Here is an 18,239-nt window from a genome sequence, read left to right as displayed (position 1 = left end):
GACCGGGCGAAAACGTTGAAAGAGTATCCGTTAAGGATTCCTCACGTCTTTCGCCATCATCTGTGCCAAGCCGTCGAAGGCATCTCCATAAATGACATTTCCTGTACACATGATCCCTGCTATCTTAATTCCTTTCCGGGTATCAAAAATCTCGATTGACCATGAATGATCGCACAGCGGGTCATCATCTCCTTCAAATTTCACCTCATATCCCTTTTCAAATTGAAAGATAAGACCGCCATTGTCAAGAATTTCGATCTGCTCGATCATGCGTTCCGTTAATACCGTCAACAAAACTCCTTTTGCAAGTTCTTCCGGACCGTTTATACATTCAGCGTTCAATGGATAGGACGAAATCCACTTCGTCCACGTCTCTTGATCATTCAATCTGAACTCAGAAGCATCCATCCTGATGGTGAGATCTTCCTTCTGATTGGAAAGATTGATTTGAATAACGCCTGGGTAGTACCGGAAGCTGTTACAGAACGCATTCGGAAGTGCCCACTTCAAAGCCGCGGTTATTTCGTGTGGTTTTAAGTCTTCAAATCCATCTCCTCGCGATAAGTATGCCATAGGTTGTAAAATAATGTCCAGCAAAAATAAAGTGGAAGTACGCAGTCTTTTTGCGCAGTGACAATGTTGTTTGGCGCGATGATGTGTTTTTCAGTGTGGAAAAGGCGCCGTGTTACACGCGAGATTTACCCCACGCCCGAATCCATATCCTGGATCGCGGGCATATGGTGCAATGAAATAGATTTTGACGAAGTGCTGGAGCTTGTTGGCAATTTTCTTTAGAATGTACTTTTCTTCACCATCTCCGGCAGCGCTTCATCAATCCGCCGGGCGAGCTCGGGTAGCTTGATTGTCGGCACGGCCGGGAACAGGTGATGTTCCAGATGGTAGAACATACTGAATGTAATTTTGTTTTTCCAGCCTGTGCGTTGCGTGCGGGCAAGCTCCGGGTGGTCGTGGGTATCGTGGTGGACGGTCCAAACGGCAAAGAACGCCATCAGGAATTCGCCGACGACCGCAGGTCGCGCCATTCAACCTTTTTGAGTACTTCAGCATGCGTCATCGCTATATCGTTTAAAACCGTTCCACACCTGGAAACGGCACCCGGTACGCAGGGTTTCGGAATTAATTCGTAAAACCTGCAACATTTTTCTGCCTATCGGCATCCAATGGGATAATGCCTCTAACCCCTATATTCAACCGCTTACCCTATGCTTAAAAATTACATTATAATAGCCATACGCAATTTGATGCGGCATAAGTTCTTTTCGGCGATCAATATCGTTGGGTTGGCGGTGAGCATGACGATCGCGATGGCCGTCATTATGCTGGTGGCAGACCAGATGAGCTACGACCGGTTCAATACCCGGCGCGACCGCATCTATCGCATCGTCAGCGGTTATGTAAACGAGGACGGCAGTCCGGGCGACGGGGTAACAACGTCCACCTCGGCGCCCCCGTTGCGGCAGGAGCTGCTGGAGAAATATACCGGTATAGAAGAAGTCGTGCGGTTTACGCGCGGCTTTGGAAACTCCTGGCTGGAAGTAGTAGACTACAACGTCAACGTTCCCCTGGGCGGGTACTTTGCCGACCCGGAAGCACTGACATTCTTTGAATACGCGCTGGAGTATGGCGATGCCGCCACGGCCCTGAAGAAGCCGTACTCCGTGGTGCTCACCCGACACGCGGCCGATAAGCTCTTCAAAGAGGAGAACCCGCTCGGCCTTACTATTAAAGTAGGCAATCTCGGGACCTACACGGTAACGGGTGTGCTGAAGAAGATGACGCGCAAGACGCACATTGCGTTTGAAGCCCTGGCCAGTATGTCTACCGTGGAAAGTCTTCACGCTCAGGGACTCGGGCAGGACCTAACCCAATGGGCTAATTTTTGGAATACGTGGACCTATATTCGCCTGGAAGAAGGTAAGGACGTCACGGAGATTCAAGCATCACTTGACCGTATTTATCGGGACCACATCCAGCATCCGGCCAAGCCCGACGACGCACGCATGTGCTTCCATTTGCAACACCTCCTGGACATCACGCCCAGCGACTTGTTTAACAACCCCATCGGCCCTTCCATACCCTGGATCTTCGTATATGCTTTCTCGGGATTGGCGGCCATCATTCTACTCACTTCGTGCTTCAACTTTACCAACCTGTCGATCGCACGCTCCCTGACGCGGGCACGCGAGATCGGTGTCCGTAAAGCAACCGGCGCCGCGCGGGTACAGATCTTCACGCAGTTTTTAACAGAGTCGATAGTGGTGGCATTGTTTGCCCTGGTGCTGGCCCTGTTACTCCTGGTGGCCCTTAAACCCCTGTTGCTCCAGCTTAACTTTGCCCGCCTGTTCCATTGGGACCTGCAGGGGGGCTCGATGGTATATGCTTTGTTTGTGGCATTCGCTGCCACGGTGGGCGTACTCGCGGGGTTCTTCCCGGCGGTGGTGCTTTCGGGCTTTGAGCCGGTCAAGGTACTCAAGAGTCTGAGCAACGTGAAGTTGCTGTCACGGGTGGGAATGCGTAAGGTGCTGCTTGTCTTGCAGTTCACGGTGTCACTGATCTTTATTCTGAGTGTAATTGTAACGTACAACCAGCTCGGTCTTTTTATGTACAGGGACCACGGCTTCGACATGCACAACAACATCGCGGTACGCTTGAACGGGAGCTCCGCCGCTGCACTCAAAGCAGAGCTACTCAAATACAATAACCTCACGAATGTCTCCGCGGCGTCCAATATACTGGCTTCGGGTTTTGATGATGGCGACAGCTTCCGACGTGGACCGGAAGATGCCGAGGGAACCTATATCCACCAATTTATTGTAGATGAAGACTATATGGCCAACCTGCGCCTGACGCTGGTGGCGGGCAAATTCTTTCCACCAAACGGAGGCGCCTCTAATAAGAACTTTATCGTGATCAACGAAAAAGCCGCCGAGGCCCTGCAATTCAAAACACCCCTCGACGCGCTGGGCGAAACGGTCATCTACCGTCGTGATTCCACGACCAAGACGATTATCGGTGTGCTGAAAGACTATAACCACGCACCGATGCTGGACGAAATTGCTCCGCTGGCGCTGCTGGTTGACCCGACACGCTATGGTTTGGTGCAGGTAAAGTATAGTGGCACCCGCGAGGCGGCAATCGCTTCTATCGAAAAATCCTGGGCCGCCGTAAATCCCGGTCTGAAGATCGATTGTAAAGACGTAGAAGGTGAAGTGTTGAAGTTTTACGAGCTTATCTTCGGTGACGCTGTACACATCCTCATGACCGTAGCCTCCCTGGCCATCCTGATCTCCTGTCTTGGTCTGCTGGGCATGGCGACCTATACTACCGAAACGCGCCTTAAGGAAATCTCCATCCGCAAGATTCTGGGCAGCAGTGACGGAGCGCTGATCTATTTATTGTCGAAGGGGTTTGTTGTGATCCTGCTCATGGCGGTCGTCATTGCCGTACCGGCAGCGTATTTTCTAAATGCGCTGTGGCTGGAGCTTCTGCCCTACCACGTGAGTGTAGATCTGCCAACGATCTTGCTGGGTGTAGGGTTGCTGATAGTATTCGGCGTGATCACGATTGGATCGCAGACGAGTAGAGCGGCATTGGTGAAGCCTGTGGATAATCTGAAAAGTGAATAAGCACTATTAAACTTGAATCACTTTACCGCCCGTAAATGCCGCTGTTCTTAGATCGACGTATTTTACAAGTTTGTCCATTTCGCCGGACTCCGATTTCACGAACAGGTTGGCGCGTCCGGTACCTTCAATGACGACCACATACTTAATGGCTCTCACGGGAACGCTATATTCGACGCCGCGGACGCCATAGAGCCGGCCTTTGTATTTAAAATACTTACCGATCAGCATCCAGGTGCCGATGGCCATAAAATCGTCTTCGCCGGTGGTGCCTGCCGCTACCAGATCGCCCAGCTCATCCAGCGTGGCGGCCACGTTGCCCCCGGCGTCATAGAACTCCTCCATTTCAGAGGTTATTTCTATCCCCTCCGGTTCCTGCTGCGCCAACTGGGCATAGCCATCGTCGGTAAAGACAATCGAAAATTCACCTTGCTCATATTCGGCTACATGCATGAGCATTCTCAAGGTGATCTTTGAGATTCCGCCCTGGTCGTTCTCTTCCGTCGATGTCCGCATACCGTCGCGTGAGCCCAGCTGTTCATCTCCTGCATTGCCATAGGGCATGTCCCGCCCCGCTAATAGTTTTAGTGCAGCGGCCACCAACATTTCGAACCCCTGCCCTGCCTTCTCCGGATAATACCCGTAGAGCTCAAAAAACAATTCATCGATAGGTGGTCTCTTCATAGCCTGGTGATTGAAAAACGAGGCAAATATGATAATTTTATGATTCAGTTAAAGCGCTTTTTCACACCGATAGTTATGAACGAAGACTTTGAATTTTCGCCCGAGCACGCGCATCCGAAAGCGCAGGCTTTATTAAACGAAGACTTTTATTGGAGCCCTGTCGAAGAGGCCGGCCCGTTCGGCAGCGACGACGGGGCTGATGCTTCCTATACATTTGCGAAGTGGCGAAGGGATCACGCCGACGAAAAACCATCCGTGTTCCTGCTGGAATTGTTCGAAGATTGGGGGTACCCGGTATTCAATCCACTTGAAACCAGCGAGTCGGGGATTCGAGCGCTGGCAGAAGCATTCGATGCAGAGATGATCGTCAGGCATGACAGCGCGGTTATCGCCGTGGGTTTCGCTCAATTTGCCCTGGAAGGAAAGATTGACATCGAACTGCAATCCTGGACTCAATGCGCCATCCAGCGTCAGTTAACAGACGAAATGATGGAGGTGTTCGACGCGCGCTATGATGCAAGGCGTCGCGAACTACTGGGCAAAATGGCACAGGTGGTCAATCAGATGGGTAATTAGTATACATGGGATACAATTAGAAAAGCTAAAAAGAGTATCAAATAAAAAGAGGTACCGACGTATCGGCACCTCTTTGATCTGGTGACTAAGCGTAGACTTTCGGCCTTAGCGCTAACGATCTGTTATGACCATTTTCTTTACATCGATCAATTGACCATCGATTGTTAGTGCGTAGTAATAGATTCCCGCCGGCAGCTGGTTGCCTTGTATCTGCACGGATGTTTTACCGCGACCCGACACAGGAATCGAGCTCACTTGTTTGCCGTCAAGCGAATAGATGATCAGGTTGGGTTGCTGCGCAGCATCTGGAACGATCATGTCTATGGCGGTGGTCTGTGAGAACGGATTGGGGCCATTTTGAAAAAGCGCGGCACCCGCGGCAGTTGTAGACAATACGCTTGATTGCTTTTTTTCCAGCAGCTCTGCCGTGAGCTTGTCCACACGGGCTGACAGTTCCTGTACGGCTTTCACCAGGGGTACCACAAAATCGGAATAGCGGATGGCGTAGGCATCATTATCGTTTTGAGGAGTCTCCACGCCGCTGAATGTGTAACCCGTTTCCTTGACCAACGTGTTTACCTCCTGTGCAATGAAGCCTGCCTGTCTGACAGCAGCTTTGCGATTAAGCCTATTTTTGGCACTAACGCTATCGGGTATTCCCAGAAACTTATCAATACGATCGTAATCGAGCACATAGCTTACGGGATGTAGCTTGTTGATAAAATCGAGGCCGGCTACATTTTCCTGAAGGTCTTTTTTAAATCGCCCGTCCGACAATGTCGACCAGGATACCTGGCCGCCGATGCTGGTGACGGCGGAGTTGCCGATGCGTACCTGATTGGACGCGGTAACGGCGGTACCGCTGCCGATGGCGGTGGTATTGCTGAGGTTTGTGTTTGCGCTGGAGGGGCCCGCCTGGGAGCCTACCGCAGTATTGTCACTGCCGGTTAGGTTGTTGTAGAGTGCAGAGCGCCCTACGGCCGTATTATAGCTTCCTGTGGTGTTGGTATACATGGCCTGGTAGCCTTGCGCTGTATTCTCATTGCCTGAAGTGTTTTTCGAGAGCGATTGGCTCCCGCCCGCGGTATTGGCTGTTCCAAAGATATTATCAAACATGGAATTTATTCCGATCGCGGTATTATGCCCGCCCGTCGTGTTCCGATACAATGCACCTGCCCCTGTAGCGGTATTATGGCTTCCTGTAGTATTCTGGGACATGGCATTAGCACCCAGGGCGGTATTATGGAAGGCGCTTGTGGCATAGTATAGTGTGCCGTTTCCAAATGCACTGTTACCACCCCCATCGGTCAAGTTGACCATGCAATTCGAACCGACGGCGGTATTAAAGGCTCCCGTCGTGTGCTTGTATCCGGCGCGATAACCCACGGCGGTGTTTTCAGTCCCCGTGGTAGTAAAGTATAGGGCCTCGGTACCGATCGCGGTGTTTTTGCCACCCGACGTATTGGAGTACAATGATTGATAACCTAAGGCAGTATTTTCTACGCTCGCCGGGAGACATATGCGGCCAGCATCAATGCCGTAATAAGCACTGCGGGTGCCCACGGTGCCAGCGCCCGTGCCGTACGTGGTGACTTGTGCCTGGGCTACGCCGGCAATGGCCAGCATAAAGACCAGGATGGAAAAGTTTGTTTTCATAATGGTAGGAGATTTGTTTTTATTAACGTTTTAACTGACTGTAGGGCGTGCCGCATAACATATTGATTAAATTAACCTATAACCTGATATAGAAATTCAGCTGACGCCTAACAATTAATTCTACTACCAATGTAACAAAAACACACTATATACCAAATCGATCGCAGCCTATATTACCTGGATGTCGCCTATTCATAATACAAAATAAATATACTCCTGTATATTTATCTGCTATCGGCGACAAATGGCAGGATGTTGCACACATCGCGCCGGAGGATATACCCACAAGGGTTGCATCAATTTACTGTTTGTCATAGAAAGGGTGCCGACGTATCGGCACCCTGTTGATTTAGTCAATGCTATAGAAGAATGTCCGGAGCTCGCCGGCGAAGGCATCGGGTACTTCCAGGGCGGCGAAGTGGCCGCCTTCTTTCATCTTTCTAAAGCTCACTACGTTTACAAATCGCTCTGCCCATTCTTTGGGGAATTGCGCTTCTCTTGGGAATACGGCCAGGCCGGCTGGGACATTGCTTTTTTGTAGCGGTTGTGCGCCGCTCCATTGGGCGATCGCATCGGCCTTATACATTCTGACGGAGGTGGCTACTGTTTGGCTTGCCCAGTAGATCATGATGTTGGTGAGCAGCGCATCTCTCCCGCCCCATGCGGCTTCGATCAGCTCGGGCGTTGCGCCGGCATTGGTGAAGCTCAACATCCAGGCGGCAAGGGCCGCAGGGGAATCGTTCAGGCCGTAGGCCAGCGATTGCGGCTTGGTGGCATGGACCATGGCATAAGCTCCTTCGGAATACCACCACTGCTGTACAAACTGTGCGAATTGTTTTTCAGCTTCGGTCATAGTCGCGGGATCTTCCTGGCCCATGGGATAGCCTATGTCGGTAAAATGGACACCGGCTACCACGCCTGCATATTTTGACGCGAGCGCTTTGGTCACGCCCATGCCCACATCGCCACCGGCAGCGTAGAACTTGTCATAGCCCAGGTTTTCGGTCATCAGGGCTTTCCACAGGTCGGCTACGGCCTCGCTGGTCACGGCAACCTTATCAGAAAAACCGAACCCGGGTATAGAGGGAATGACGAGGTCGAAGCTTTGCTCGCCTTGTGTCAGCAGGGGTATGATCTTGTGAAAGCGATAGTAGCTGTCAGGCCAGCCGTGCGTCAGGATCAGCGGCTTGGGATTTTTACCTTTTCCTTTGATGTATTGGAAGTGGACCTTCGTGCCGTGCACATCGGCAATATATTGCGGGTATTGGTTTAGTTGTGCCTCTTGCTTGCGCCAGTCATATTTGGTGAGCCAATACTGCACGAGCTCGCGCAGGTACTTTTCGCTGGTACCGAAGTTCCAACCAGAGCCTTCTGCTTCGCCGGGCCAACGGGTGTTTTGTAAGCGGTGTTTCAGATCGTCTACTACGGGTTGCGCGACGGCTACTTTAAATTCTGTTACATTTTTCATGACCGGTGTTTTTTTTGTTTGTGAATAAGAGGCGCTGCCCGACAAGAGCAGCACAAACATGATTACATACAATTTATTCATACGTTTTAGGGGGTTACATAGAACAAAGCTACCGGTCTGATAGCTTCGCCGTTAGTCGACATGCCGGAAGAAATGGTACAAATTTCGGTATCTATCCTTTGCGGTACTCCGAAGGTGTGATTTTTACCAACTTCTTGAAGGCCTTGGTAAAATGCGAGGCATCATCAAAGCCGAGCCAGTGGCAGATTTCCTGTATGGACATGGTTGTTTGCTTGAGTAAACTTTTCGCTTCCATCATCACAAACTCGTCGATGAACGTTTTTGCCGATTTGCCCAGCTCTGCTTGCAGGACTTCGCTCAGGTATTTGGGGGTGATGCTCAGGCTCGTGGCATAGTAGGCTACTTCTTTATGCCGGCTAAAGTCCTGTGCCACCAGCTTTCTGAACTTTTGCGTGATCTCTTCCCGCCGGGACACCCCGGCGCTTTTGGGTTTGTGGTTTTGAATGGAATGATATGTATTGGCCAGCATCAAAATGGTATGCACGATGCCCGGTATAGCTTCTTTCTCATCCTTCAACGCTTTGAGCAACGCAAACGCGGACTTCATTTTCTTTACCTGCTCGGCTGTAAGCTGTATGACATGATTGCCGCCGTGGAAAAAGAATGTCATGGCTTGTAAGAACAGCTTCCCCTGCATGCCCGCAAACAGCTCCTCTGTAAAGTATACGGTGTCATGTTCTGCCGTGTAGTTGCCGGTCCACTGGCATACGAGGCCGGGGCCCACGGTTGTGAGGCAGCCTGCTTTCAGGTTATAATCTGTGCTGCCGATCCTGAAGATGTCGTCTTTGCTGACGCCGGTATAGGTCACTCCGAGACCGTACGAAAATGTTCTGAACGGGAAATTGACATGGGCGTTTCGGTAGGTGTGGCTGTCGGCTAAGAAAAACGGCAGGCTGGGGCTGTGCGCGTTTTGGTGTTTCAGGAATTCGTACAGGTTGAACGACTTCAGGTTAAACTTTTTCTGCATGGTGCTTATTTTACAACATCTGTTTGTGCCATCCACGGCAGGTGCCGGGTGCTGATCCATTTTACATCGTAGTCGGTACTATAAAAAAGGTACTGGCCGTCGGGGGTGAGGTAGGTGCAATATTCATAGGTGGCGGTATTAAATTTGCGTCCCAGGTTCTTCGCGGGCGCCCACGTGCCGTCGCTGTACCGGGAGTAGTAAAGGTCGGCGCTGCCATACGCGTCGGAGCGATCGACCGCGGTAAAAATAAGGTATTGCTCGTCGGGGGTGACTACCGGGTCGTGTTCCATTTTGGGGGAATTGATGGCCGCTCCCAGGTTTTCAGGCGTGGTATAAGCTCCATGGATGTATTGGCTAACGTAGATGTCATGCGATCCCAGCGTTCCGGCGCGATCGGAAGCAAAGTACATATTACCGTTTGCTGCCAGTGACACATAGTATTCGGTGCTGTCGGAGTTTATACCCTCGGGGGTCTTCGGCGCTGTCCACGTACCATTGCCCAGCGGACGCACGAACCAGATGTTATAATCCGGCAGCGTGTCGGTCGCATGGGTCGGTCTGTTGGAAATGTAATATATTGTTTCGTCGGGCGTAATGAACGGGTCGGCCTGTGAATAGGCCGCTTCGGTAAAAGGGGCCAGCAGCGGTTTGCTCCACGCACCGTTCAGAAACTCCGTTACGTAGATCATCCACTTGCCCTGGTAGGACCGCGAGAAATAAAACCGTTTTCCGTCGCGCGAAAAAGCTGCATTAAAATCCAGTGAGTCGCTACTGACAATACCGGGAAGAAATCGTAAGGCTGCGGAGTCCGGCAACGGTTGGGGGTAATGCGGGCTATCAAGGATGAACGCCTCGTGTCGCTGTTCGCGGGTGCATTGTGTGGTTAGCCACACAAGGGTTATCAGGAAAAGACTTCCGAGGGGGATGCGGGTCATGGTTATCGGGGGTAAAAAACATGCTACCAGTATACTTAAACAAACGATTGTCTCCTACTCCCGTGCAAACTTTTCCGCCCTCGCATATTCAGTTTACTGCCGGGCGCTTATCTTTGGCGGCCGTGTTTCAAAGCACACACCACACATCGGAAACACGATGCACGTAACATGAGAAAAATTCAAGCCTTTCTGGTATTGTCTCTTATTGTCTTCAGCCATTTTTCCCAGGCACAGATCGACCAGGATCAGCTGAAGAAACACATCTATTATCTCGCGGATGACAAGATGAAAGGCCGGGGCACGGGCTCCCGGCAGGCAAAAAAGGCTGCGGACTATGTCGAAAAGGAGTTCAGAAAGTATGGCCTGGCGCCGAAGGGCGAAAAGGGCTATCGTCAGACATTCGAGGCGAGGGTAAAACGGGTCGTGGTGAAGGATAGCATTCGCCAGGCGGATAACATCATCGGGTTTCTGGACAACGGCGGCCGCTATACGGTTGTTGTGGGAGCACACTACGATCACCTGGGCGAAGGCCGCCAGGGTAGCTCGAAGGACTCGCTGGGTGTTGGGAAGATCCACAATGGTGCGGATGATAATGCTTCCGGTGTTGCCGGGTTGCTGGAGCTTGCCCGGTATTACGCCACCAATGGTGCTACAGAAAAATACAATTTGCTTTTCATCGCGTTTGGCGCAGAAGAGCTGGGGCTCGTAGGCTCCAAATATTTTACCAATCACCCTACCCTTCCGTTGGCAGACATCCAATGGATGCTGAACATGGATATGATTGGCCGCTACAATCCCGAGAACGGTGTTGCTGTGATCGGGTATGGAACAAGCTCGAAGTTCCCCTTGATCTTTGAGGGAGTCAAAAGCGACATTAAGTTCTATACCGGTAAAGACGGGAGCGGCGGCTCCGACCAGACATCCTTTTACAAGAAGGACATTCCCGTTCTTTTTTTCCATACGGGTGGTCACGCAGACTATCACAAGCCGGGTGACGATGCCGAGAAAATTGACTACAACGCCCTGCAGTCTATCCTGGAGATCGAGCGCCAGGTAATCGACCACTCTATGGACCAACCCAAGATGGATTTCATTCTGACGAATTAAGTATGGACGCCGGCACGGTCTGGATTGAGCCGTCCAGGCAAGTAAATTGAGCCGTGCACGAAAACAGTCACCTGGCATAAACGCTGACCTTTGTTGTCATGAGTCAACAAAAAACATCAGCTATGACAGCTATTAAGAAGATGGCCCTGGGCAACAATGGCCCCCTTGTATCCAAGCTTGGATTGGGGTGTATGCGCATGTCGCCCGTCTGGGGCGGGCCTGTGAGGGACGAAAATGAGAGTATTGCCACCATTCAGGCGGCATTAGACAACGGCATTAACTTTTTGAACACCGGTGACTTTTATGGCAGCGGCCACAACGAGCTGCTGGTCGGAAAAGCCATTAAGGGCAGACGGGATGATGCGTTTATAAGCGTTAAGTTCGGCGCCATTTTCTACGGCGCACACTGGCTGGGATTGGACCTACGCCCGATGGCTATTAAGAACTTTATCAACTACTCGTTGGTGCGTTTGGGGATCGACACGATTGATCTATACCAGCCGTGCCGACTGGACAACAGTGTGCCGGTGGAAGACGTGATCGGCACGATAGCCGATCTGATCAAAGAAGGGAAGGTTCGCTATCTGGGGGTTTCGGAAATCACCGCCGATCAACTGCGCAAGGCCAATAGCGTTTACCCGGTTACGGCGTTGGAGATAGGCTATTCGTTGGCCGATCGCCAGATTGAAAGCGACCTGCTACCTACGGCGAAAGCGTTAGGTATCGGCGTGGTGGCGTTCGCCAATACGGCCGAAGGACTACTCACGGGCGAAATGAGCGCGCCACTCGCCGCGGACAGCTATCAAAACCACTTCCCGCGTTTTCAAGGGGAGAATCTGGTCAGGAACCTGGAGAAGGTCGAGCTATTAAAACAACTGGCCAAGGCGAAAGGATTTACGCCAACACAGCTGGCCATTGCCTGGGTGAATGCGCAAGGTGATCATATCATGCCATTGGTCAGCATGAGCCGTCGATCGCGTCTACCGGAAAACACGCAGGCGATGGGGATTACGTTCACGCCGGACGAGCTGAATGCGCTTAATACTCATTTCGCTCCGGGGGCGATCCTGGGCGGTACGTACCTGCAACGGTAACGGGTTGGGGGCTTATCCCCCCTTCCCCTTTTTGTTTTATAACTTTAGGCTATGACGAATCCAGCTGAACCGGTCCCGGGGGTTATTTTCTACTCCTATCTCTCCACCCTGCGAAAAGCAAGAGTGGGCTTCCTGTCACATAATACGCTGGTGTTAGTGGTATCGGGACATTTTACGTTGGAAACTTCTGTGCAGAAAGTCACCTTGACCAAAGGTGAGATGCTGCTGATTGGAAAAAATCAACTCGGGCAAATTACCAAAACTCCCCTGCCCGGCGAGGATTATGAGACGATCGTCATTTCGCTGCAAGAGGATTTACTTCGGAAGATCGCGCTGGAGGAGCACATGGAGACGCCACCGAAATACGTCGGGCCACCCAATGTGCTCATTCCGGCAAATGATTTTCTGAGGGGATATTTTCAATCTGTCATGCCGTATGTGCGCAATCCAACGGAAACCATCACGAACGAAGTAGCGCTTTTGAAGGTAAAGGAAGCCGTGAAGCTACTGCTGCATGCCATGCCCCGGCTCGGCGGCTTGTTGTTTGATTTTTCAGCGCCCTACAAGATCGATCTGGAAAAATTCATGATCAACCATTTCCAATATAATATTCCCATTACAGAATTTGCGGAATTAACAGGCAGAAGCCTGGCGGGATTCAAGCGTGATTTTCAAAAGGTATTCGGAATGGCACCGAGGCATTGGCTGCAAGAAAAACGACTGACGGAGGCTCGCGCGTTGATCGAAAAACAAAAGAAACCTTCGGAAATATATCTTGACTTAGGGTTTGAAAGCCTCTCTCATTTTTCAAATTCTTTTAAGAACAAATTTGGCAAGGCACCGAGCGAATGGTCTTTGCGCCGTGTGTGATCGGCGACTTCCTTATCAATGCGTTTTCGGATTACGCATAGTTGTTTCTGACCCGGCTTAAGGTTTCTCGTGTCACACCCAGGTAGGATGCAATCATGTGAAGCAGTACGCGGTTAAAAACATTCGGATATGTTTTAACGAAATTTTCGTAACGCTTTTCCGCGCTATCACTGATACTACTTAGGATACGATTTTGACTTGCATCAAAGCTTCTGGTATCCAGTCTTTCCTTGAAATTCCGAAAGTTCGGGATCGTGCTCACCAACTCATCCAGATCGGTCTTTTTAATCAGGATTAATTCACTGTCTTCCAACGCATCGATGTTGTTCTTTGCCGGCGTGCCTGCATTATAACTTTCGTAGTCCCCTATCCACCAGTTCTCTACGGCAAACTTTAAAATATGTTCGGTGCCGCGATCCCCTACGCGGTACAAACGCAGACAGCCTGCAGCGACAAAACAATTGTGGTGGCAAACATCACCTTCCTGTAGCAAATATTGCCGTTTACGAAGCTTTTTAACTGCAGCCCGGGCATGGAATTGTTCTATTTCGGTGTCGGTAAGGAGGGCATTCTTTCTTAGATATTGCGCAAAAACTTCAAACATTACCAGCTTCTTTCTTACAAAAGAACGGAATAACCGGCCAAATACAATACCTGAAAAGTTTTGATATTCAGCTTTCTGACAAAGCCGGGGCGCCGCTCAATAAATTCGGAATTCATTCGCATTCGGCGCGATAATTTACGCTATAGATCGTCAACAACGGAGGCGCGGAGTATGAAATTCCACCGAAAAACTACTGAAACCTTCGATCGTCTCTAATTGTCAGCCGTATTCTCACTGTAAAGAATTTGTATAGTTACTCTTCGTGTTTAACGGCATGGTAGTAATGATTATTGCCTTCATCCTCAAATTCCTCGCGTAGGGTTAATCCCGCGGCGGACAACCAGGTCTGATACATTGCCGCACCAGGCGATGTGGAGCTTTGCCCTGTGAGTATATCGACCCAGTCCGTTTTTACAGCCGGAGACGTGAACAGGAATTTTCCGCCGCGATTCAGCCCGTGACTTACTTTTCGGATAAGCATTTCCTGCACGTGCGCCGGCAGAAGAAACAACAGCCCCACGGCGATGACGGCATCAAACTGCCGGTTGAAGAACGCTGATTCCTCGGCTGCCTCGCAAGCAACGGGAGTACCTGGAAAGTTTTGTCGAAAAGCCGCTACCAATGTAGGCGATGCGTCGATTCCGTAAGCGGTCAGGCTTTCCTCCACCAACACATGGGTGACCGGGAGTCCTGTTCCACACCCCAGGTCCAATACGGCAGCGCCTGGAGGCAGTGCCCCGGCCCATTGGCGGATGGCGGATGTTCCAATACCGGAGACGCTCTGTCCCCGGTATTTCATAAACGTCGCGGCTATTGATTCGTATCCATTTGATTTGTCCATAACCGAAAGCACGAGGAACTATTTCTACTGACGTTATCAGGAGGCTCTCCCCTAGCCAGTTCTATATCACCTTAAAGACTACTCACTCTTCAACGTAGTGGCTGGGTTGATTCTTGTCATTGTCAGCGTTAGGTAGCCTAATGTAATCCACGATAGTAAAATCAAAAACATTCCCGCGCCAATGAAAATGATTGGATTTAACGTAACGCGATAAGCAAAATTCTCAAGCCAGTTTTGCATGATCCAGATTACAACCGGTGTAGCGATGATTACGGCAATCAAAATCAGAATAGTAAAATCTTTAAGTAACAAAACCACGAGATTACCGAATTCAGCACCGAGAACTTTTCTTACACTGATTTCTTTAGTCCTGTTGCGGAATGTGAGCGCTGCGATTCCCAGCAGTCCAAAGCAAGCAATCAAAATAGCTACTCCGGAGAATGTAATGATAACGCGATTGATATTTTGCTCATTGCGATATTGTTGGTTAAGATTATCAGCCAGGAAAAAGAATTCGAACGTAAACCTGTTGTCGAATTTTTTCCAGGTTCCTTCTATTTTCTTAATCGTTTTGTTGAAATCATTGGTGTTGAGTTTTAGAACGATGTAATTGAAACCATTATTTCCCAATTTGATCAACAGTGGTTTCACTGTGTGATGCAGGGATTGAAAATTGAAATCTTTCACAACGCCGATCACAGTAGCCTTCAGGGCATCGCCATCTCGTTCCCAGGTAATTTGCTTTCCAATCGGCTGATCGAGCTGAAGATTGCGCGCAGTAGTTTCGTTAATCAGAAATGCATTGTCTGCATCCGCAGGATTCTCCCGTAGGAAATCACGTCCTTCCGCCAGCGAAATGTTTAATACTTTAAGAAAATCGTGATCAACGACGAGCTCAGAAACATCAATGTCATTTTCAGGATGAGTCGATTCAAAAATTTCATTTTGATTGAATGATCGACCCGGAATGTTCGATGCTGCTGAAACTTCTTTCACACCGGCAAGTTGCCTGAGTTCTGTCTCCACCTCTGCGAAGCGATCTCTCCATGCATCCTGATTCTTTACGGGTATTACGATCACTTCTTCTTTGCTAAAACCAACAGATCTGTTTTGAACTGCCTGAAGCTGATTGAAGATTACGACTGCAACACAAATCAGTACCATCGATGCACTGAACTGAAAAACAGTAAAGGCCTTGCGTACTGAAGTTCCCTTTGGACTTTGCAGAAATTTGCCTTTCAGCACGGCGGTTGGTTTTACCGACGATAAGTAAAGTGACGGATAAATACCGGCAACAAGTCCAACCACTATTCCGATCGCTGCCAAAATCGCGATCAATGAGATCATCGAAAACTGAACTGCACTTTCCGTGATAAAGTTGAACATTGGAACCAGTGTCTGAATCATCGCAAGCGACACCAGCATCGCTGCCAAAGCCACCAGCACAGATTCACCCGTGAACTGAATGATGAGTTGTCTTTTTAAAGCGCCAAGTGATTTGCGTATACCAATCTCTTTTGCGCGCTCTGCTGATTGTGCGGTCGTAAGATTAATGAAGTTGATGCACGCGATGACAAGAATCAGAATAGCAGCAGCAATCATCATATAAACATAATCGATGTTGCCGTTGCCCTCCAGTTCCCAGCGAACATTTGATTTGAGGTGAATATCAGTAATAGGTTGAAGTTTCAGTCCACTATGATTGTCCTCAAAGTATTTGAAATCTTCAGGTGACCAATCCACATAATTTTTGAGCCAGGGCATTAACTGGCTTTCAAGTTTTTTTGCATCTGCTCCTGGTTTCAGTCTTACATAATTATAGTGTCCGAAATCTGCCCAGGTGTAGTACTGACTTTGCGGGTCTTCGAGTGCTTTTTCAAGGACATAGGAAACGAGGAAGTCGAAATGAAAATGCGAAAGCTCCGGAACGTCTTTGAATACCGCTACTACTTCGATAAGCGTTTTGTCGTCATTGACCGAGAGAAATTTCCCAATAGGACTTTCATCACCGAAGTATTTGTATGCGGCTTTTTCGGATATCAGCAAGCCCCCCATTTTTTTCAGTGCCTTGTCGGGATCACCTTTTACGATCGGAAATGAAAAAACTTTGAAGAATGTGGTATCAACTGCGAGCACACCGGTTTCATCGTATTGAATATTTTTCTGTGGGTTGCGGATGGAGAACGTTTCGCGTGTAAGGCCAGGGCCCCAGAGAGGGGAAAGACTTACGGCATTTTCTACTTCAGGAAAGTCGTGCACCATCGCCTGTGCGAGCGGATGAGGCGTTCGTGTTTGTGGATTATCGTTTTCCCAGATAACGCGATAGATATTTTCTGAACCTTCATGAAATTTATCGTACGCAAGCTCTCTGCTAAGATATTGGATGATGAGGAACACGCATGTGATACCCAAAGCAAGCCCCAGAATGTTGATGAGACTGTAATATTTGTTCTTGAGCAGATTGCGAAGCGAGATCTTTAAATAATTGATAATCATAAGTCGTCAGGTTAAGGGTTCCGATGCCTTTGCCATTTTCGAGCCAGTGTGTACACCTTGCAATTACTGAGGTTTATTAAGGTATTTTGAAGATTTACCGTTCGGTTGTGAGGTTTGGTGTTCGGTAGCGGGCATGGTACCTTACACTTTGGAAGTGCTGTAAGTACGAAGACAGGCTGGCCTTGACGCCAACCAATGTCTCATAGCCGTTAGCAACAAACAATAACCAACTACTTGATTTCACCTAAACTTACAATGACAAAGTAGTACTAGTTACGGTCACTTCTTCGGGAGATGTGCGACCAATTCAACCTCTAACCTGGCCTCGGGCATATACAATCGTGAGACCTGAACCCAGGTCGCTGCCGGAAAATCATTTTTGTAAAACACTTTTCGCGCATGATTGAATTTCTTCATCGCGTCTATGTCCGTTGTATATAAATTTTCTTTGACCACATTTTGAAATGTCGCGCCGAAACTCTTTAACGATTGCTCCAATGCACGATAAACACTTGTGATCCCCTCGGGGGTCACGTCGGTTGCAACGGCTCCCGAAATGTACAGGATGTTGTCCACCTTTATTACCTGCACGTATCCGGCGGTTGTATCCTGCCGGATCGTATTACCCCAGTGCCACTTGTCCTTTGCAATACCATTGTTCTGTGCCGTTAACGCTGTGCTCACCAGCGTTAGCGTAAGCACCAGTATGTATTTTATAAAGCCATTATTTCGCATGATGGTATTATTTCTATTGATCATGGCAGGGTCACTCCCGCATGCTTTGTTTGATTTTCTCCCGATGTTGGCCGCCCCAGGCACTGAGCTCACGCAGTACATTCTTTAATGTCCAGCTGTATTCTGTTACTTCATAAACGATGGTTTCCGGCGAACCGGCAGACACATTACGTTTAATAAACCCATTCAGGTCGAGATGTTTTAGCTCGCTCGCCAGAACTTTCGGAGATATACCCCTGAGCTCGTTTTGTAATTCATTAAAGCGCTTGGGGGAGTGCATCAGATTGAGGACAACAGGAAGTTTCCACTTACCATTGAGAACGTATAGTGCGTCCACGACATTCCTGAGCGAACTGGCACATTCTGCTTTGTCGGGAAGCGTATCCTTTATCATCATTGTCATACCCAAAGATAAGCACTTTCCTAAAAGTAACCGCTTTCCTTTATGTAAGTCCCGTTTTTCCGATCGCCCGTGCAGCTA

At 49.4% G+C, this 18,239-nt stretch carries 17 protein-coding genes; 5 read left to right on the top strand and 12 right to left on the bottom strand.

All coding sequences use genetic code 11. The annotated features are described in order from the left end of the window. Positions 1 to 30: 30 nt before the first annotated feature. Both K7P01_RS21155 and K7P01_RS21150 read right to left on the bottom strand, forming a co-directional pair. A complete protein-coding gene (locus K7P01_RS21155; RefSeq protein ID WP_267296576.1) occupies positions 31 to 573 on the bottom strand; it encodes a hypothetical protein in 543 nt (180 codons plus the stop codon). 218 nt (positions 574 to 791) lie between these two features. Continuing rightward, positions 792 to 1,043 carry a fatty acid desaturase gene (locus K7P01_RS21150; protein WP_267296575.1) on the bottom strand — a complete coding sequence of 84 codons (252 nt, stop codon included), beginning with the start codon at positions 1,041 to 1,043 and terminating at the stop codon, positions 792 to 794. 180 nt (positions 1,044 to 1,223) lie between these two features. Here K7P01_RS21150 and K7P01_RS21145 point away from each other — a divergent pair, with 180 nt between their 5' ends. Continuing rightward, on the top strand, positions 1,224 to 3,647 hold the full coding sequence (locus K7P01_RS21145; RefSeq protein WP_267296574.1) for an ABC transporter permease: 2,424 nt from the start codon (positions 1,224 to 1,226) through the stop codon (positions 3,645 to 3,647). Between the two features lie 6 nt (positions 3,648 to 3,653). Here K7P01_RS21145 and K7P01_RS21140 read toward each other — a convergent pair whose 3' ends face one another. Next, a complete protein-coding gene (locus tag K7P01_RS21140; RefSeq protein WP_267296573.1) occupies positions 3,654 to 4,328 on the bottom strand; it encodes a hypothetical protein in 675 nt (224 codons plus the stop codon). A gap of 75 nt (positions 4,329 to 4,403) precedes the next feature. Between K7P01_RS21140 and K7P01_RS21135 the strand changes: the two genes are divergently transcribed. Continuing rightward, positions 4,404 to 4,904: a hypothetical protein gene (locus tag K7P01_RS21135; RefSeq protein ID WP_267296572.1), complete on the top strand. Its 501-nt coding sequence runs from the start codon at positions 4,404 to 4,406 to the stop codon at positions 4,902 to 4,904. A 111-nt stretch (positions 4,905 to 5,015) separates the two neighbouring features. Here the strand turns inward: K7P01_RS21135 and K7P01_RS21130 are convergent, their stop codons facing one another. The 4 genes from K7P01_RS21130 to K7P01_RS21115 form a co-directional block, all read right to left on the bottom strand. Beyond that, positions 5,016 to 6,560 carry a tail fiber domain-containing protein gene (locus tag K7P01_RS21130; protein ID WP_267296571.1) on the bottom strand — a complete coding sequence of 515 codons (1,545 nt, stop codon included), beginning with the start codon at positions 6,558 to 6,560 and terminating at the stop codon, positions 5,016 to 5,018. A 349-nt stretch (positions 6,561 to 6,909) separates the two neighbouring features. Next, entirely contained in the window at positions 6,910 to 8,109 is a 1,200-nt protein-coding gene (locus K7P01_RS21125) for an epoxide hydrolase family protein (protein ID WP_267296570.1), read from the bottom strand. A gap of 91 nt (positions 8,110 to 8,200) precedes the next feature. Beyond that, the gene (locus tag K7P01_RS21120) at positions 8,201 to 9,076 is read right to left on the bottom strand and encodes a helix-turn-helix domain-containing protein (protein ID WP_267296569.1); all 876 of its coding nucleotides are present in this window, start codon (positions 9,074 to 9,076) and stop codon (positions 8,201 to 8,203) included. Positions 9,077 to 9,081: 5 nt separating this feature from the next. Beyond that, positions 9,082 to 10,011: a TolB-like translocation protein gene (locus K7P01_RS21115; protein WP_267296568.1), complete on the bottom strand. Its 930-nt coding sequence runs from the start codon at positions 10,009 to 10,011 to the stop codon at positions 9,082 to 9,084. 168 nt (positions 10,012 to 10,179) lie between these two features. Between K7P01_RS21115 and K7P01_RS21110 the strand changes: the two genes are divergently transcribed. The 3 genes from K7P01_RS21110 to K7P01_RS21100 all read left to right on the top strand — a co-directional run bounded on the left by K7P01_RS21110 (position 10,180) and on the right by K7P01_RS21100 (position 13,082). Continuing rightward, on the top strand, positions 10,180 to 11,118 hold the full coding sequence (locus tag K7P01_RS21110) for a M20/M25/M40 family metallo-hydrolase (RefSeq protein WP_267296567.1): 939 nt from the start codon (positions 10,180 to 10,182) through the stop codon (positions 11,116 to 11,118). 122 nt (positions 11,119 to 11,240) lie between these two features. Continuing rightward, the gene (locus K7P01_RS21105; RefSeq protein ID WP_267296566.1) at positions 11,241 to 12,212 is read left to right on the top strand and encodes an aldo/keto reductase; all 972 of its coding nucleotides are present in this window, start codon (positions 11,241 to 11,243) and stop codon (positions 12,210 to 12,212) included. Positions 12,213 to 12,263: 51 nt separating this feature from the next. Beyond that, the gene (locus tag K7P01_RS21100; protein ID WP_267296565.1) at positions 12,264 to 13,082 is read left to right on the top strand and encodes a helix-turn-helix domain-containing protein; all 819 of its coding nucleotides are present in this window, start codon (positions 12,264 to 12,266) and stop codon (positions 13,080 to 13,082) included. 31 nt (positions 13,083 to 13,113) lie between these two features. On the opposite strand, the gene K7P01_RS21095 is transcribed toward K7P01_RS21100, so the two are convergent. The 5 genes from K7P01_RS21095 to K7P01_RS21075 all read right to left on the bottom strand — a co-directional run bounded on the left by K7P01_RS21095 (position 13,114) and on the right by K7P01_RS21075 (position 18,161). Further along, positions 13,114 to 13,686 carry a Crp/Fnr family transcriptional regulator gene (locus K7P01_RS21095; protein ID WP_267296564.1) on the bottom strand — a complete coding sequence of 191 codons (573 nt, stop codon included), beginning with the start codon at positions 13,684 to 13,686 and terminating at the stop codon, positions 13,114 to 13,116. A 253-nt stretch (positions 13,687 to 13,939) separates the two neighbouring features. After that, the gene (locus tag K7P01_RS21090; RefSeq protein ID WP_267296563.1) at positions 13,940 to 14,485 is read right to left on the bottom strand and encodes a class I SAM-dependent methyltransferase; all 546 of its coding nucleotides are present in this window, start codon (positions 14,483 to 14,485) and stop codon (positions 13,940 to 13,942) included. Between the two features lie 120 nt (positions 14,486 to 14,605). Beyond that, positions 14,606 to 17,023, bottom strand: a complete 2,418-nt coding sequence (locus K7P01_RS21085; protein ID WP_267296562.1) for an ABC transporter permease — start codon at positions 17,021 to 17,023, stop codon at positions 14,606 to 14,608. 279 nt (positions 17,024 to 17,302) lie between these two features. Then, positions 17,303 to 17,782, bottom strand: coding sequence for a RidA family protein (locus K7P01_RS21080; protein WP_267296561.1), 480 nt, complete (start codon positions 17,780 to 17,782; stop codon positions 17,303 to 17,305). 7 nt (positions 17,783 to 17,789) lie between these two features. After that, a complete protein-coding gene (locus K7P01_RS21075; RefSeq protein ID WP_267296560.1) occupies positions 17,790 to 18,161 on the bottom strand; it encodes a winged helix-turn-helix transcriptional regulator in 372 nt (123 codons plus the stop codon). Positions 18,162 to 18,239: the final 78 nt, after the last annotated feature.

Source organism: Parachryseolinea silvisoli (genome assembly GCF_021190955.1).
Taxonomy (GTDB): domain Bacteria; phylum Bacteroidota; class Bacteroidia; order Cytophagales; family Cyclobacteriaceae; genus Ohtaekwangia; species Ohtaekwangia silvisoli.
The sequence above is the reverse complement of the archived record's forward strand: the minus strand, read 5'-3'. Positions and strand labels throughout refer to the sequence as shown.

Bases quoted from the DNA above. Each gene is read 5' to 3' on its own strand.
- K7P01_RS21155 (WP_267296576.1), bottom strand. From the start codon at position 573: ATGGCATACTTATCGCGAGGAGATGGATTTGAAGACTTAAAACCACAC.
- K7P01_RS21150 (WP_267296575.1), bottom strand. From the start codon at position 1,043: ATGGCGCGACCTGCGGTCGTCGGCGAATTCCTGATGGCGTTCTTTGCC.
- K7P01_RS21145 (WP_267296574.1), top strand. From the start codon at position 1,224: ATGCTTAAAAATTACATTATAATAGCCATACGCAATTTGATGCGGCAT.
- K7P01_RS21140 (WP_267296573.1), bottom strand. From the start codon at position 4,328: ATGAAGAGACCACCTATCGATGAATTGTTTTTTGAGCTCTACGGGTAT.
- K7P01_RS21135 (WP_267296572.1), top strand. From the start codon at position 4,404: ATGAACGAAGACTTTGAATTTTCGCCCGAGCACGCGCATCCGAAAGCG.
- K7P01_RS21130 (WP_267296571.1), bottom strand. From the start codon at position 6,560: ATGAAAACAAACTTTTCCATCCTGGTCTTTATGCTGGCCATTGCCGGC.
- K7P01_RS21125 (WP_267296570.1), bottom strand. From the start codon at position 8,109: ATGAATAAATTGTATGTAATCATGTTTGTGCTGCTCTTGTCGGGCAGC.
- K7P01_RS21120 (WP_267296569.1), bottom strand. From the start codon at position 9,076: ATGCAGAAAAAGTTTAACCTGAAGTCGTTCAACCTGTACGAATTCCTG.
- K7P01_RS21115 (WP_267296568.1), bottom strand. From the start codon at position 10,011: ATGACCCGCATCCCCCTCGGAAGTCTTTTCCTGATAACCCTTGTGTGG.
- K7P01_RS21110 (WP_267296567.1), top strand. From the start codon at position 10,180: ATGAGAAAAATTCAAGCCTTTCTGGTATTGTCTCTTATTGTCTTCAGC.
- K7P01_RS21105 (WP_267296566.1), top strand. From the start codon at position 11,241: ATGACAGCTATTAAGAAGATGGCCCTGGGCAACAATGGCCCCCTTGTA.
- K7P01_RS21100 (WP_267296565.1), top strand. From the start codon at position 12,264: ATGACGAATCCAGCTGAACCGGTCCCGGGGGTTATTTTCTACTCCTAT.
- K7P01_RS21095 (WP_267296564.1), bottom strand. From the start codon at position 13,686: ATGTTTGAAGTTTTTGCGCAATATCTAAGAAAGAATGCCCTCCTTACC.
- K7P01_RS21090 (WP_267296563.1), bottom strand. From the start codon at position 14,485: ATGAAATACCGGGGACAGAGCGTCTCCGGTATTGGAACATCCGCCATC.
- K7P01_RS21085 (WP_267296562.1), bottom strand. From the start codon at position 17,023: ATGATTATCAATTATTTAAAGATCTCGCTTCGCAATCTGCTCAAGAAC.
- K7P01_RS21080 (WP_267296561.1), bottom strand. From the start codon at position 17,782: ATGATCAATAGAAATAATACCATCATGCGAAATAATGGCTTTATAAAA.
- K7P01_RS21075 (WP_267296560.1), bottom strand. From the start codon at position 18,161: ATGACAATGATGATAAAGGATACGCTTCCCGACAAAGCAGAATGTGCC.